The sequence below is a fragment of the Roseateles toxinivorans genome, assembly GCF_004362525.1.
GTDB lineage: Bacteria > Pseudomonadota > Gammaproteobacteria > Burkholderiales > Burkholderiaceae_C > Paucibacter > Paucibacter toxinivorans.
In genome coordinates, this window is record NZ_SNXS01000001.1 from 734,610 (window position 1) to 747,858 (window position 13,249).

The 13,249-nt window shown below is 60.0% G+C and carries 11 protein-coding genes; 7 read left to right on the forward strand and 4 right to left on the reverse strand.

The window, feature by feature from the left end; genetic code table 11:
• Positions 1-24: 24 nt before the first annotated feature.
• From DES47_RS03395 to DES47_RS03415, 5 genes are all read left to right on the forward strand, one after another.
• Positions 25-1,488, forward strand: coding sequence for a lipopolysaccharide biosynthesis protein (locus DES47_RS03395; RefSeq protein ID WP_133699233.1), 1,464 nt, complete (start codon positions 25-27; stop codon positions 1,486-1,488).
• Entirely contained in the window at positions 1,485-3,116 is a 1,632-nt protein-coding gene (locus tag DES47_RS03400; protein WP_208114887.1) for a right-handed parallel beta-helix repeat-containing protein, read from the forward strand. Before DES47_RS03395 ends, DES47_RS03400 begins: the two co-directional genes overlap by 4 nt.
• Positions 3,117-3,462: 346 nt before the next feature.
• A complete protein-coding gene (locus tag DES47_RS03405; RefSeq protein WP_208114888.1) occupies positions 3,463-4,620 on the forward strand; it encodes an acyltransferase family protein in 1,158 nt (385 codons plus the stop codon).
• A 174-nt stretch (positions 4,621-4,794) separates the two neighbouring features.
• On the forward strand, positions 4,795-6,117 hold the full coding sequence (locus tag DES47_RS03410; protein ID WP_133699236.1) for a UDP-glucose dehydrogenase family protein: 1,323 nt from the start codon (positions 4,795-4,797) through the stop codon (positions 6,115-6,117).
• A gap of 24 nt (positions 6,118-6,141) precedes the next feature.
• Positions 6,142-7,128: a GNAT family N-acetyltransferase gene (locus tag DES47_RS03415; RefSeq protein ID WP_243748135.1), complete on the forward strand. Its 987-nt coding sequence runs from the start codon at positions 6,142-6,144 to the stop codon at positions 7,126-7,128.
• On the opposite strand, the gene DES47_RS03420 is transcribed toward DES47_RS03415, so the two are convergent.
• From DES47_RS03420 to DES47_RS03435, 4 genes are read right to left on the reverse strand one after another with little or no spacing between them, the layout of a single operon-like run.
• On the reverse strand, positions 7,118-8,380 hold the full coding sequence (locus tag DES47_RS03420; RefSeq protein WP_208114889.1) for a glycosyltransferase: 1,263 nt from the start codon (positions 8,378-8,380) through the stop codon (positions 7,118-7,120). The genes DES47_RS03415 and DES47_RS03420 overlap by 11 nt on opposite strands.
• On the reverse strand, positions 8,377-9,219 hold the full coding sequence (locus DES47_RS03425) for a hydrolase 1, exosortase A system-associated (RefSeq protein ID WP_133699237.1): 843 nt from the start codon (positions 9,217-9,219) through the stop codon (positions 8,377-8,379). The genes DES47_RS03420 and DES47_RS03425 overlap by 4 nt, the downstream gene beginning before the upstream one ends.
• The gene (locus tag DES47_RS03430) at positions 9,216-10,088 is read right to left on the reverse strand and encodes a hydrolase 2, exosortase A system-associated (protein WP_243748136.1); all 873 of its coding nucleotides are present in this window, start codon (positions 10,086-10,088) and stop codon (positions 9,216-9,218) included. The genes DES47_RS03425 and DES47_RS03430 overlap by 4 nt, the downstream gene beginning before the upstream one ends.
• Before the next feature lie 14 nt (positions 10,089-10,102).
• Positions 10,103-10,354: an acyl carrier protein gene (locus tag DES47_RS03435; protein ID WP_133699238.1), complete on the reverse strand. Its 252-nt coding sequence runs from the start codon at positions 10,352-10,354 to the stop codon at positions 10,103-10,105.
• 125 nt (positions 10,355-10,479) lie between these two features.
• On the opposite strand from DES47_RS03435, the gene DES47_RS03440 reads away from it, so the two are divergent.
• Both DES47_RS03440 and DES47_RS03445 read left to right on the forward strand, forming a co-directional pair.
• Positions 10,480-12,120, forward strand: a complete 1,641-nt coding sequence (locus DES47_RS03440; RefSeq protein WP_133699239.1) for an acyl-CoA ligase (AMP-forming), exosortase A system-associated — start codon at positions 10,480-10,482, stop codon at positions 12,118-12,120.
• Between the two features lie 14 nt (positions 12,121-12,134).
• Positions 12,135-13,145, forward strand: coding sequence for an acyltransferase family protein (locus tag DES47_RS03445; RefSeq protein ID WP_166651832.1), 1,011 nt, complete (start codon positions 12,135-12,137; stop codon positions 13,143-13,145).
• Positions 13,146-13,249: the final 104 nt, after the last annotated feature.

The following is a 13,249-nucleotide window of genomic DNA, read 5'->3' on the forward strand; positions in this document are numbered from 1 at the left end:
ATCGACTTAACCCGCTGGTAATAAATGAGTAAAACCGACCAAGGAGGCAATTTAGGTGGTCGATTGGCGTCTGGCGTCAAATGGGCTGCCCTGTCCCGCATCACAAGCCAAAGTATCAGCTGGCTGGTGACCTTGATCATTATTCGATTGCTGCATCCCCATGATTACGGGCTCAATGCAATGATCGAGGTGCCCATCGAACTGTGCCTCTTGTTCAGCTCTCTGGGCATCGATGCAGCGTTGATTCGTTTTGGCCGGTACGACGAGAAGCAGTTGTCATCTGCTTTTGGTGTGCTGCTGATCGCCAACGGGCTTATTTTCGCTATGCTGCAATTGTCAGCAGACTTGATTGCTCTCTATTTTGGCGAACCGCGTCTGGCGCCTCTGATCCGTGTTTCGGCCACTATATTTTTGCTGGCTCCGTTCAGAATCATTCCAAATGCACTGCTGGATGCGGCCCTTGACTTCAAGTTGAAGTCTCAGATCGAGATGATCGCGGCGTTCGTTGCATCGGTCCTGAGTCTGATCCTGGCCTTGTCAGGGGCAGGCGTGTGGGCCCTGGTTGCCGTTGTCGTCATAAATCCGGCGATTCGCGTGGCACTGCTCGCCTACTGGCTTCCATGGATCATCCGCCCGGCCTTTAGATTCCAAGACATCCGCCATCTCATCGGCTATGGCTCGGTCGTGCTCGCCGGAAGTGTGATGGCCGTTCTGTCGGCCAGGGTCATAACATTGCTTGCCGGGCCAAAACTTGGCGCGGAAATGATGGGAGTCTATGCGGTGGCCACGGTGTTCTCGTTGCTGCCCATGAGCAAGATGATGCCCATCGTGAATCAGACTCTCTATCCCGCTTTCGCGCAATCAAAGCATGATGCTGCCGGCATTGAGAGATTTCTGTTGAAGTCGGTATCCCTCACCGCATTGATCATATTCCCATTGACTATTGGCATGGCCTGTGTGGCCGCGTCGATTGTGCCTTTGGTTTTTGGTAAGCAGTGGGGGAGTGTCATTCAACCATTGGCCATACTATGTTTGCTGATGCCCGTTAAACTGATGGGGGAGCTTTTCAGCTTGCCCATCAATGCGACCGGAAAAGCAAAATATACAGCGAAAATTCAATTGTTCGGCTTGATTGTGTCCGCCTCGGGAGTGCTGTATGCCGCTGAGTTTGGACTGATCGGCCTGACTGCGCTCGCTGCATTGAATATTTTATTGGTCGGTGGCTTGTCTGTATTGTTCAGTTGCCGTCTCTTTGGTATTAGCGCGCGAAAAGTCTGGGCATCGGTATCCTCTGCCATTTTCGGTTGTGCGCTAATGGCCTTGTCGCTGATTTTTATTGATCGCAACTGGGGTTTCGTAGATGGTTGGCTTGGTCTGATTTGCCAACTCATCACGGCGGCCATGATTTATATTGGAGTGGTCTTGATTCAGGTCGGTCCGCGCGGTCTTGTCGAACTATTTGGAATATCAAGATCCGGTCGCGCGTGATGGTTGACAAGATCGCGGCTGTCGTTCGCGGCTGTGGAATTCCATCGATAAAGTCTTTTGATTGGAGTGTGATGAGCCTTCTATTGCCATTTCGGCCTGCGATGACAGGGTTCGTCGCTGGTGCAATTGTGCTTTCCCAGCTCGTGGCTTGTGGGGGGGCTAGCAAGGCTGATGTGGCTGACACGGCGGCCGGGCCTACGATTCAGTCACTGGATGAGGAGGGATATTCCCCGCCGACGAGTTTCTCCAGCGACTATTGCAGTTCGAATGACTTTCCGGCGCAATGGGAGTGGCGTGAATCAACAGTTCGTCCGCAAGTGCGTGGCGCGGTTAGCGGAGTACCGCTGATTCGTCATTTGCGAGATGGCCGACTCATCGCAAGTTATACCAAACTTGGTGGTCACCGCAGTGCGCCAAACAACACGGACGGGCATGACGCGAGTGTGGGGCCATTCCGTCGTGCGCTGTTCACCCAGTGGAAGAATGGCGACGTGTTTGAGATCTATCCCGCGATTTATGAGGGTGAAGATCAGCAGATTTACATCGGGCCAAATTTCGATAGCGAAGCAGACTACTCCAGCAAGAATGCCAATGTGCCAAAGAATATAACCGTGCGCGGAATCACCGTGAATGGAGTGCGCCCCGTCATAAAGCTTCCGGCCACCGGCGCCAGCAATGCCACCTTGGGTCAGTCTCTGATTTACATTGACAAGTCGGAAGGCATCACCATTGAGAATCTGGAGGTTATTTCAAACGATACCGGTCTGGGGCGGATCGGGAAGGCAGGTATATACATCAATGGCGGCAAGAATGTCACGTTGAGAAACTTGAGAATTCATGGATTTGAGAACAGAAGCGCCAACGGAATATTTGGAACATCTGACAACTCAGGGACAATGTTGATTGAGGGTGTTGAATTGTCGGGGAATGGCGGCGGAAATGGTCCGGAACACAATATCTATATAAATTACAGCAAAGACGACAGCAAATTCACGGTGAAAATGCTGGGGTCATGGTCGCATGATGCTCGGTATGGTCATCTATTCAAGTCGCGTGCGCAAGTTAACATTTTAGAGGGAAACTATTTCCAAGGGTCACGCGCGACGAAACCTGGGGAGATGCGGGAGTCCTATCTTGTGGACGTTCCGGACGGCGGCGTTCTTACGGCCCGAAACAATATATTTGTCAAGACCGCTTCTGGCGATAATACCAATGGGGCATCGCTGGCCTATGCCGCTGAGGGCTCGATAGGACGTTTTGACACTACTAGGCCATGGGCGTTGACCGTTGAGCACAATACCTTCGTGGCCTTCACTCAGTATTTTGACAACCAGAAGCATCAGGTCTATCCGTTCCTCCTCAATGCAATCGCCCCGGTGAAGGCGGAGAACATCAACGTAAACGGCAACCTCTTTGTTGGCTATTGCCGGAAAAAGTCGTCCCTTTATGGCAGCCCGGGCTATTTTGGCGAGGGTTATATGATGGCAGATTTCAATGCTATTGATCAGTCTTTCCGGCCGCGTAAACCTCAACCATCAAAGTCCGGGCTTGCTCCCGGCTCACTCGGGTATCAGCACAAGCAGTCGAATGTGCGAAGGCGCACCAATGCAATCGGCGCGCGGGACTGATAGTTTCTATGGAAATAGTATCGGTCAAGCTTCTGGTCAAAGTTGAGCAGCATGCGGCCGACCCCGCAGGCAGTCTGCGGCGGCTTGGAAGCGCGTATCCCTCGGCGGACTGGCCTGGGATTGCGAATGATCCACCAAACCTCGACGCATCGTCAATTTTGTGCTTCCGACCGACGCCTGTGCCTGGGCGGACTTCGGTGCGCAGGGATGTCCGCCAACGCCCTATGGTCTCATGCAATCAGGCGCAAGTCGGTCGGCCAATGTGCAGCTGCCGGCACCGGCCAAGTCAGCCGTCGGCAGTTCCGTCGTTGGCAGGTTCCGCAGCGCCCGAGATGGTGCTTTGATCATGACGAGTACCGGCCGTGACGCTTCGCTGGATGCTGCACGCGGCTGTCTGATGATGCTTGGTATCGTTCTGCACAGCGCCTCTATCTATGCCGTAAACGGTAACTGGCTGATTGTTGGCCGGGAAAGAAGCTACGCCTTTGATTTGTTGGTCGGGGCCATTCATGTTTTCCGAATGCCGGCCTTTTTCTTTGTTTCCGGCTATTTCTTTGCGCTTGCTCTGTCCAAGATGAGTGCCAGGGAAGTCGCTATCCAGCGCATGCAGCGATTGCTCGTGCCACTGCTGTTTTCATTTGCGACATTGAACGTTCTGCAGGTCATTCATTCTGATGTTTATCACGGCAGGTGGTGGCTACAGCGCCTCTCCACGGGGCAGGTACCTGTATATCATCTCTGGTTTCTGGTTGACCTGATTGTATTCACTGCGACCCTGCTCGTGCTGATGCCGATTCTGAAACGGGTTCGTTGGTTCGATTCCGTCCCGGTACCGACGCCGTTCGGTTTGCTGTTGGGCCTCTCGGGCTTCAGTTTTTTAACGGTGGCGCTGGCGAGATTGACGCCGTTCGCATACGACTCCGTCGCAGGTCTCGCGACGCTGTTTGACCTGGCTACCTACGGGCCCTACTTTGCCGGCGGTGCCCTGCTTTTTGTCCGGCGGGACTGGCTAGTGATCTTTTTGCAGACCCCCATTTATTTTTCAATCGCTGCTGTGCCGCTCGCGGTATTTATTCATCAGTCCCTGGATAGTTTATCCAGGTGGCAGGCTGAGGGAATGTTGGCATTTTGTCAGGTATTGGTTTGGGTTTCGATCGCCGGTGTGTTACGCCTATTTCGGAAATTCTTTTTCAAAGCCACGAGCTTTACTACCTTTCTGGCCGAGGCAAGTTACACGATATTTTTGTTTCACCATCTATTGGTGGCTGTGGTTGGTGTAATGCTTATGCCGTTCGATATGCCTGCTGGGATCAATTTTGCATTGTGTGTTGTGATTGTTTTTGCGTCGACTGCCTTGATTCATTTGCTGTTGGTGGGGCGATTCGATGTGTTCAGTCTTCTGTTCAACGGCAAGCGCACACTCAAGGCGGTGACGCGGTCTCGCGCTGCTAATTCGCGCGAAACTCGTCGTGAAATGCTGCCTGACCGATCGACGCCGCCATGACCGGGTCACCCGCATTCTTTTGCCTGAACCGGAGGCGCCAGGGCGTGGAAAATGTGGTTTTTCGATGGAATGAACATCAGCTGGTTCGCGGTATGCCCCTGGCTCTGCGTATCATTCAGAAACATGAGTCCGCCATGGTGGCCAACGGCTCGCAAGTCAAACAGTTAGAAGCGAATGAAAATCACCGTCATCGGAACCGGGTATGTGGGTTTGGTCAGCGGCACATGCCTTGCCGAGGTCGGCAACGATGTGTTGTGTCTTGATCTCGATGTCAACAAAATCAAGATACTGGAAGAGGGCGGTATTCCCATCCATGAGCCGGGCTTGCAGGAGATGGTCCGACGCAATGTTGCGGCCGGGCGTTTGCACTTCACCACGGACCAGGAGCGCGCAGTCAAGCATGGCACGATCCAGTTCATTGCGGTGGGCACGCCGCCGGATGAAGATGGCTCGGCCGACCTCAAGTACGTGCTGGCTGCGGCGCGCAATATTGGCCGGCTCATGACGGACTACAAGGTCGTCGTTGACAAGAGCACCGTCCCGGTCGGCACGGCCGACAAAGTGCGGGCCGCGATTGCCGAGGAGCTGGCGGCGCGAGGCGTGCAGACGCCTTACGCGGTGGTGTCGAATCCGGAGTTCCTGAAGGAGGGGGCCGCCGTCGAGGACTTCATGCGGCCGGATCGGATTGTCGTCGGTGCCGATGATGAGCAGGCCGTGCACTTGATGCGGGCGCTCTATTCGCCGTTCCAGCGCAATCATGAACGACTGATCGTGACGGACGTGCGCAGTGCCGAGTTGACCAAGTATGCCGCCAACGCAATGCTGGCCACCCGCATCAGCTTCATGAACGAACTGGCCAACCTGGCCGAAAAGCTGGGGGCAGACATCGAGATGGTGCGCCAGGGAATTGGTTCGGACCCTCGCATCGGCTATCACTTTCTCTACCCTGGCTGCGGTTACGGCGGCTCCTGCTTTCCAAAAGACGTCAAGGCGCTGATCAAGACGGCTGCCGACGAGGCCGGCATCGAGCTTCAGGTCTTGACGGCTGTGGAGTCTGCCAACAACCGCCAGAAACATGTGCTGGCCAACAAGGTCAAGGCGCGCCTGGGCGACAGGCTTGACGGCAAGCACTTCGCGCTGTGGGGCTTGGCCTTCAAGCCCAACACCGACGATATGCGTGACGCACCCAGCCGAGAGCTGGTGGCCGATTTGCTTCAGGCCGGGGCGACCATCACAGCCTATGACCCGGTGGCCATGCAGGAGGCCCAGCGTGTGTTCGGCCCACTGCCTGGCTTGACCTATGCCAGCGGGCCCAACCAGGCCCTGGTTGGCGCTGACGCACTGATCATCGTCACCGAGTGGAAGGAGTTCCGCAGCCCAGACTTCGACCTGCTCAAAACCAGTCTCAAGAATGCGTTGATCTTCGACGGGCGCAATTTGTACGACCCGAAGTTGGTGCGCTCTCAGGGCTTCGAGTATCAGCCGGTCGGACGCTGAATCCCTTTGCCCGCGGCCGAAGCAATGCCCGAGGTTTTCGAGACCGCAGAGTGGTTCGAGAACCTGCGCGAGTATGGGTTTGAAGACCCGCCAATGACGGTCTGGATGGCGGCCTCCAATGCCGAGTCCGCACCGGGAGTTGCGCTGGGCCTGATGCCTGTTGCCGGCCAGCGCACAGGCCTGGCCAGCCTCAGCAACTACTACGCCAGCCTGTACGGCCCCGTGGGCGACTGTAGAGACCTGCCCCCTGCCACCTGGCGAGCGCTCGCACAGCGGGTGCGAGCCCACGCGCAGGGCGCGATCGTGGTGCTTCAACCCCTTGACGAGCAGGGCGCCTTCGCACAGGGCATGGCGCGAGGCTTGCGCGAGGCCGGCTACTGGGTGGATCGTTTCTTCTGTTTCGGAAACTGGTACCTGCGTTTGAATGGGCAGACCTATGAGCACTACTACGAACAACGACCCTCGGCCCTGCGTCACAGCATCGAACGCGGCAGGCGCCGCCTGGACCGTCGCGGCGGCTGGTCACTGAGCATTCATACCGGGGCTGGCGAGGGCCTGGCTGAGGCCATAGCCGCATTCGAGGTCGTCTATGGGCAAAGCTGGAAGCAGGCCGAGCCCTGCCCGCAGTTCATGCCCAATCTGATGCGCCTGGCGGCGGCACAAGGGTGGCTGCGCTTGGGGCTGCTGAGCGTCGATGGTGCCCCGGTGGCGGCGCAGCTGTGGCTGGTCTACGGCGGCAAGGCCAATATCTACAAGCTGGCCTACGTGCAGGGCCAGGAGCGCTTCTCGCCGGGCTCGGTGCTCACGGCGGCGATGATGCGACATGTGATCGACACAGACCGTGTGCAGGAGGTGGACTACCTGACCGGTGATGACGCGTATAAACAAGACTGGATGGGGGCACGTCGCGAGCGGATCGGCCTGATCGCATTCGATCCCCTGACGGCGTCGGGCCTGCTGGCGGCGGCACGCCACTTCGGCGCGCGGGCGGTGAAACGCCTCAGCGCGTGAGCCTGTCGAAGTGCTCGGCCAGCGCGGCCGTGCGTGCCGTCCTGGCTGCGGCAGCCACGGCCTCGCTGGCAATCGCGTTGACGATTCCATCTGGGCTTTGTGACTGGATCAACAAGGTGTGCAGCAGCTCGACGATTTGCGTCGGGTCGTCAAGCGCGGCCACGGCCGTGACGCCGGCCGAGCGCAGCATCGTGGCGGTGTCTCCGCCTGGATCGGCGAGGCACACCACCGGCCGGCGAGCCCGCAGGTACTCATAGACCTTGGCCGGGATCTGCTGATTGCAGTTTGCCGCCTGCATTACCAGCAAGGCATCGGCGCATAGCATTTCGGTCAGGGCATCCTTGTACGGCAGCGGGGCGACGAGCTCGATCATCTCGGTCACGCCTAGCTGCGTGGCCAGCGCGGTCAACATGGCATCGTGACCGCTGGCGCGGAATCTGATTCGCAGCCGATGGCTCAGCCCGGGGCTGCGCTCGGTCAGCAGCGCGAGCGCTTTGAACAGGGCCGTGGGGTCGCGCTCCGAGGGGTAGACCAGGCCACTGTGCAGCAGGGTCACGCGATCGGGGTTGAGCCGGGGCCTGGAGGAGTCGAGGGCCGCCTCGATGGCGGCAAAGCTCGCCTCATCATAGCCGTTTTCCAGCACTCCCATCCGTGCCGCTGCGGCAGGATAGCGCCGACGATACTCCGATGCGGCGCCAGGGGTGGTGAACAGGCACTGGCTGGCCTGTTGCGCAGCCAACGTTTCGATGGCCTGGAATTGCCTATGGGCGATTGGGTCTGAGGGATAGCCGTCCTGAGCCATCGGGTCACGGAAATCGGCGACCCAGGGCAGACCGCTGTGAGCCTGCAGCTTGGCGGCAATCAGATGGGCGGTGGCTATCGGATAGGTGGACCAGATCAGCTGCGGGCGCCATTCGCGTATCAGCTTCAGGCCGGCGCGCACTCCATCCCAACGCCAGCTGGCCCAGCGGTCCGGCCGGGCCAAGGCCGCCAGGTAGCGCCTGCGGATCGCCAGATGTCGTGAGGCATCCAAGGCCATGGCGCGGTGCACGACGGTCGAGACAGGCACTTCGCCCAGCAGATCCTCGCTGGTGGTCTCATAGGCACCTGGCCAGATGCTCAGCACGATCGGCTCCCACCCGAAAGATGGAAGTTGCTGAACAAAACGCAGGCTGCGCTGCACCCCGCTGCTGCCGGACTGCGGCGGAAAGTGGAAGGCCACCATCAGCACACGTTTGGGTGCCGTGCTCATGTTACGGTGCCCAGCCACTGCAATGTCAGCGTCTCCACCTGCTGGCGCGCCGCAGCACTCGAGAAGGTGTGGTCAGCGTCGGGCAGATCCTGACGCGAGACCTTGGCGAGGCTCAGAAGGCCGGCCCAGTGCGGGTCACCCTGTGCATGCTCGATGAACTCGCGTGCGGTAAGGTCCTTGCCGCTGAGCAGCAGCAGAATGCGGCCTGGGAAGTCCGCCCATGCAAGCGACATGCGCGCTTGGTAAGGCGGGCTTGAGGTCGATGGCTTGCGTCTGAGCATGGTGACCAGATTGGCGCCGAACTCCGCCAGCCGGCCCCAACCGACGCCGCCGCGGCACAACTTGCGCCAGAACGCTCCCTGAAGCAGGCGCTGGCCGTAATAGTGCTTGACGTGCGTCCGTGCGAGGCCACTCTCGGAGCGCACCCACGGATTGAGCAGGCACAGGCCACGAACCCTGGAGTCTCGACTCGTTTGCCAGTACAGCAGGGCCGCCGAAGCGCCATCGCACAAACCCCACAGTACCACCCGGGTCACGGCCGGCGCCTGCTGCTGAAGCAGCGTGATGGCCGCCGCGATCTCCTCTTGCCGGTCTTCAAAGCCACGGTCTTCGCCTGCGCTGTCACCCATGCCGGCGCAATCGAAGCGCAGGACCGCGTGCCCGGCCGCGGCCAGCGCCCGGGACAGTAGCAAAAACTGCCGATGGCTGCCTGTCCTGTACTGCGGTCCACCGACCACCACGACCACGGCAGTCGAAAGGCAGGCTTCGGGCAGGGCGAGCAGCCCCAGCAGCAGGTCGCTTCCGACGGGGAAGAAAAGAGCGGACTCGGTGTAGTTCATGAAGCGCTGCGCCGCACCAGGGCCGTCGTCTGCTCTATGAGCGCCGGGGCGGCCTCGAACTCCGGCGACTGCCAAAATGCTGGACCATCGACGAGATGAAACCCGACCTCGAAGCCGGCTTCGCGCCATGGAGCCAGCCCCGGTGGCTGCGGGGTCAGTGCCTGCTCAGGGGCTGAGGTGCCCAGCTCGAACCAAACGAGGCTGGCAGGTGGCGTGGTGGCATTCGGAGGCGTCAAGGTTGCCAGTTCAAGGCCGGTCGCCAGCGCCGGCGCCACCGTGTAGCCCGCGACTTCCACACGGCGACCCTGGTCCAGTTCATTGCGCAAGCGCGCCATCACACCCTTGGCGCCTGCGCCCATCATTTCGGCGGCGGCACGCAGCCGCAGGAACTGGTGCAGGGCGAGCTTGCCCGAAGCGAGCGGCGACCAGAACAGCAGATGGCATGGGCCCGGCATGCGGCGCGAAGCCTCGACGCAGAGGAGGGCTCCCGCTCTGAGCCCCCATAGCCAGAGCGGACTTGTCGAGGGCAGGCTCATGCGCTGGCGCAGCCATTCACAGCCCGCCAGAACATCGGCGACCCATTGGTCCCAAGTGGCGTCGCCAAAGTCTCCTGCACTGTCACCGCAGCCATAGAGATCCAGCTGCAGCACGGCCCATCCGTCCAGTGCCAGGGCTCTGGCCTGCAGCGCTGCCATGCGCCGTGAGCGATTGAGCTCTTCTGCCAAGGGGTGAACATAGAGCACGGCGCCACGGTGGTGCCGTCCCTGTGGCGGATGAAACAAGGCGAAGCGCCCGGCCACCGCCAGTCCCGCAGCGACTGGCATATCGAGGAAGAAAGCCTCGAGCGGCACGAACGTGGTCATCTGCATTGCAATATGCAGGCTCAGGCGATCGTCTTCGAGTTCACGAAGTCGGTCAGGCTGCCGACGGTGGCGAAGACGCTGCCATCAATCTCGTCGTCATCGACCATGATGCCGAACCGTTCCTCAAGGCCGGTGATCAGCGCCAGCACGGCCATCGAGTCCAGCTCGGGCAAGGCGCCGAGCAGTGGGGTGTCGCGGGTGAATGACTCGGACCTTCCGTTCAAGCCCAGCGCCTGCTCCAACACGCGCACGACTTGCTGCATGGCATCCATTCAAATCCTTCACAGTTTGCGATTCTTTGAGGCGCGATTCTAGGATTGAATGAGGCGAGGGCCGGTGCCGCTGTGGGATACTTTCTCGCTATCTTCTCAGCGCTGTAGCGCCAGTCCGATCTTCTATGGCCGAATCGATGCTCTTGGCGGACCTTGTGGCGAATGCCGCGACAAGATGCGCGCATCGAGTTGCGCTGACCTCCAGCGTCGGCGACTTGAGTTACGGCGAGCTGCATCAGAACATAAGCGCCTGCGCTTCAGGATTGGTGGGCCTGGGGCTGGGGCGAGGTGAGCGCATCGCAATCTACCTCGACAAGCGTTTCGAGACGGTGGTTGCCAGTTTCGGCGCCTGTGCCGCCGGCATGGTGTTCGTGCCTATCAATCCGGTGCTCAAGCCGGAGCAGGTGATGCACATTCTGAGAGACTGTGGCGTAAGCCTGCTGCTGAGTACGCCCGAACGACTGCGGTCTTTGGGCTCGGCGCTCAATGCCTGCGAGGCACTTCGATACGTGGTTCACGTCGGCCCGTCAGATGCCCGCGAAACACGGCCGGCGGCATGCCAGCACATGGCATGGGAACAGTTGCTTGGCTGGCCCCCTCGCGCTGGACACCGCGTGATCGACGCGGATATGGCTGCCATCCTGTACACCTCCGGTAGCACCGGCCGGCCTAAGGGTGTGGTGTTGTCGCACCGCAATCTGGTGGTTGGGGCGAAGAGCGTCAGTAGCTACCTGGGCAACAACGAACAAGACGTCCTGTTGGCGGCTCTGCCTTTGTCATTCGACGCTGGATTCAGCCAATTGACCACGGCCTTTCATGTGGGCGCAAAGGTGGTGCTGCTGAACTACTTGCTGCCAAGAGACCTGCTCATCAGCCTGGCCGAACACCGGGTCACAGGCCTGACGGCGGTCCCGCCGCTGTACATGCAGCTCGCGCAGCTGGAATGGCCGAAGGAGGCTGTGCAGCATCTGCGCTATTTTGCTAACACCGGTGGACGCATGCCACGCGTCACCTTGGACCTGCTGCGCAAGCGCTTGCCAGCCAGCCAGCCCTTCTTGATGTACGGACTGACCGAGGCCTTCCGTTCGACCTTTCTTGCGCCCTCGGAGGTGGATCGCCGGCCGGACTCGATCGGCAAGGCCATCCCGAATGCCGAGGTTCTGGTCTTGCGGGAGGATGGCAGCGAATGCGCCGACGATGAACCGGGCGAACTGGTCCACCGGGGGGCCCTGGTTGGCATGGGCTACTGGGGTGACGCGGCCGGCACGGCAGAGCGCTACCGGCCCTTGCCGTCAACGTTTGCTGGGCGTGGCAGCGGGCTGTGCGTGCCCGAGTACGCCGTCTTCTCCGGCGACAGCGTTCGGCGGGATAGTGACGGCTTCCTGTATTTCTTGGGCCGCAAGGACGAGATGATCAAGACGTCGGGCTATCGTGTCAGTCCGACCGAGGTGGAGGAGGTGCTGTACGCGAGCCAGTTGGTGGCAGAGTGCGCAGCTTTTGGCGTCGAGCACGCGACCTTGGGTCAGGCCATCCAGGTTTGCGCCACTGCGGTGGCGCCGGCAACTGAGCTGGATGTCTCGGCGCTTCTGCAGCTTTGCAGGCAACACCTGCCCGCCTACATGGTGCCCGCCGGGTTCGAACTTTGGTCTGGCCCGCTACCACGCAACCCGAACGGCAAGATTGATCGCAAGACCCTGGCTGCCCGGTGGCACGCCCGGCAAGGGCGCACCGACGCCTCGGTACAAGCACAGGGTGCAAGCCGATGAGCCGGGATTCACGCTTGCTCGAACTCGATGCGCTGCGCGGCATTGCTGCCATGTCGGTGGTGCTGTTTCACTACACGACCCGCTATCAGCAGTTGTTCGGGCATACGAGTGAGCCCTCGGTCAGCCTGCCCTGGGGTCACTATGGGGTGAACCTGTTCTTCATGATCAGTGGCTTCGTCATCTTCATGACATTGGACAAGACACGGTCCCCGATGGACTTTGTTGTCTCGCGCTTCAGCCGCCTCTACCCGGCGTTCTGGGCTGCGGTCGCATTGACCTTCCTGTGCACACATTGGCTGGGCCTTCCCGGAAAGGAGGTGGGGCTGGATGTCGCCCTGCTCAACCTCTTCATGATCCACGGCCTGTTCGGTATTCCTGATGTGGACGCCGTGTACTGGACGCTGCAGGTGGAGCTGATCTTCTATGCCTTGGCGCTGCTGGCCTTCAGGATGCGATGGCTGGGTCGGGTGCCGCTGTTGCTGGGGATCCTGTTCACCTTAAGCCTGGTCTACTTTGGCTTTGCCAGCCTATGGGGCATTGCCCTTCCATGGGTCTTTTCCCAGTTTCTGATCCTGAAGTACATCCCCTGGTTCGGCATGGGCATCGTGATCTATCGACTGACGCGCAGTGCCGCACGGCCTGTCGGCGCTGACATCGCGGTGTTGCTTGCCGCCATCGGCTTGCTGTGGCTGGTCGAGTCAGCTCAGCAAGCGATCTTGGCTGCAGCCCTCGGCGCGCTGATGTGGGGAGCCTCGCGGGGCAGGCTGGCTGTACTTCGCAACCCCGTCCTGGTCTGGCTGGGCACTGTGTCCTACACCCTCTATTTGACGCACGAGAATATCGGCTGGGCGCTGCTTCGCAAGCTCCAGGGCGCTGGTATGGGGGTAGACGTATCGATCGTCATCGTATTGGCCATCGCACTTGTAATAGCGGGTCTGCTGACCAAATTGATCGAACAACCGGCCATGGTCTGGGTGCGCCGGTGGTACCAGGGTCGGCAGAAGCGGGGTGCGGCGCTTGCCTGAGGGGGTGGCTGTGAGATGGACTCGGTTGATACAAGGGGCGGTGGTCGTGGTGGCCTGTGTGGCTGCGCTCGGGTGGGTGCGCTGGAGGTCGTCAGACGAGGCCG

Excerpts from the sequence above, each read along its gene's own strand:
- DES47_RS03425 (WP_133699237.1), bottom strand. The coding sequence starts at position 9,219 with ATGAACTACACCGAGTCCGCTCTTTTCTTCCCCGTCGGAAGCGACCTG.
- DES47_RS03410 (WP_133699236.1), top strand. The coding sequence starts at position 4,795 with ATGAAAATCACCGTCATCGGAACCGGGTATGTGGGTTTGGTCAGCGGC.
- DES47_RS03435 (WP_133699238.1), bottom strand. The coding sequence starts at position 10,354 with ATGGATGCCATGCAGCAAGTCGTGCGCGTGTTGGAGCAGGCGCTGGGC.
- DES47_RS03415 (WP_243748135.1), top strand. The coding sequence starts at position 6,142 with ATGCCCGAGGTTTTCGAGACCGCAGAGTGGTTCGAGAACCTGCGCGAG.
- DES47_RS03420 (WP_208114889.1), bottom strand. The coding sequence starts at position 8,380 with ATGAGCACGGCACCCAAACGTGTGCTGATGGTGGCCTTCCACTTTCCG.
- DES47_RS03440 (WP_133699239.1), top strand. The coding sequence starts at position 10,480 with ATGGCCGAATCGATGCTCTTGGCGGACCTTGTGGCGAATGCCGCGACA.
- DES47_RS03395 (WP_133699233.1), top strand. The coding sequence starts at position 25 with ATGAGTAAAACCGACCAAGGAGGCAATTTAGGTGGTCGATTGGCGTCT.
- DES47_RS03430 (WP_243748136.1), bottom strand. The coding sequence starts at position 10,088 with ATGCAGATGACCACGTTCGTGCCGCTCGAGGCTTTCTTCCTCGATATG.
- DES47_RS03405 (WP_208114888.1), top strand. The coding sequence starts at position 3,463 with ATGACGAGTACCGGCCGTGACGCTTCGCTGGATGCTGCACGCGGCTGT.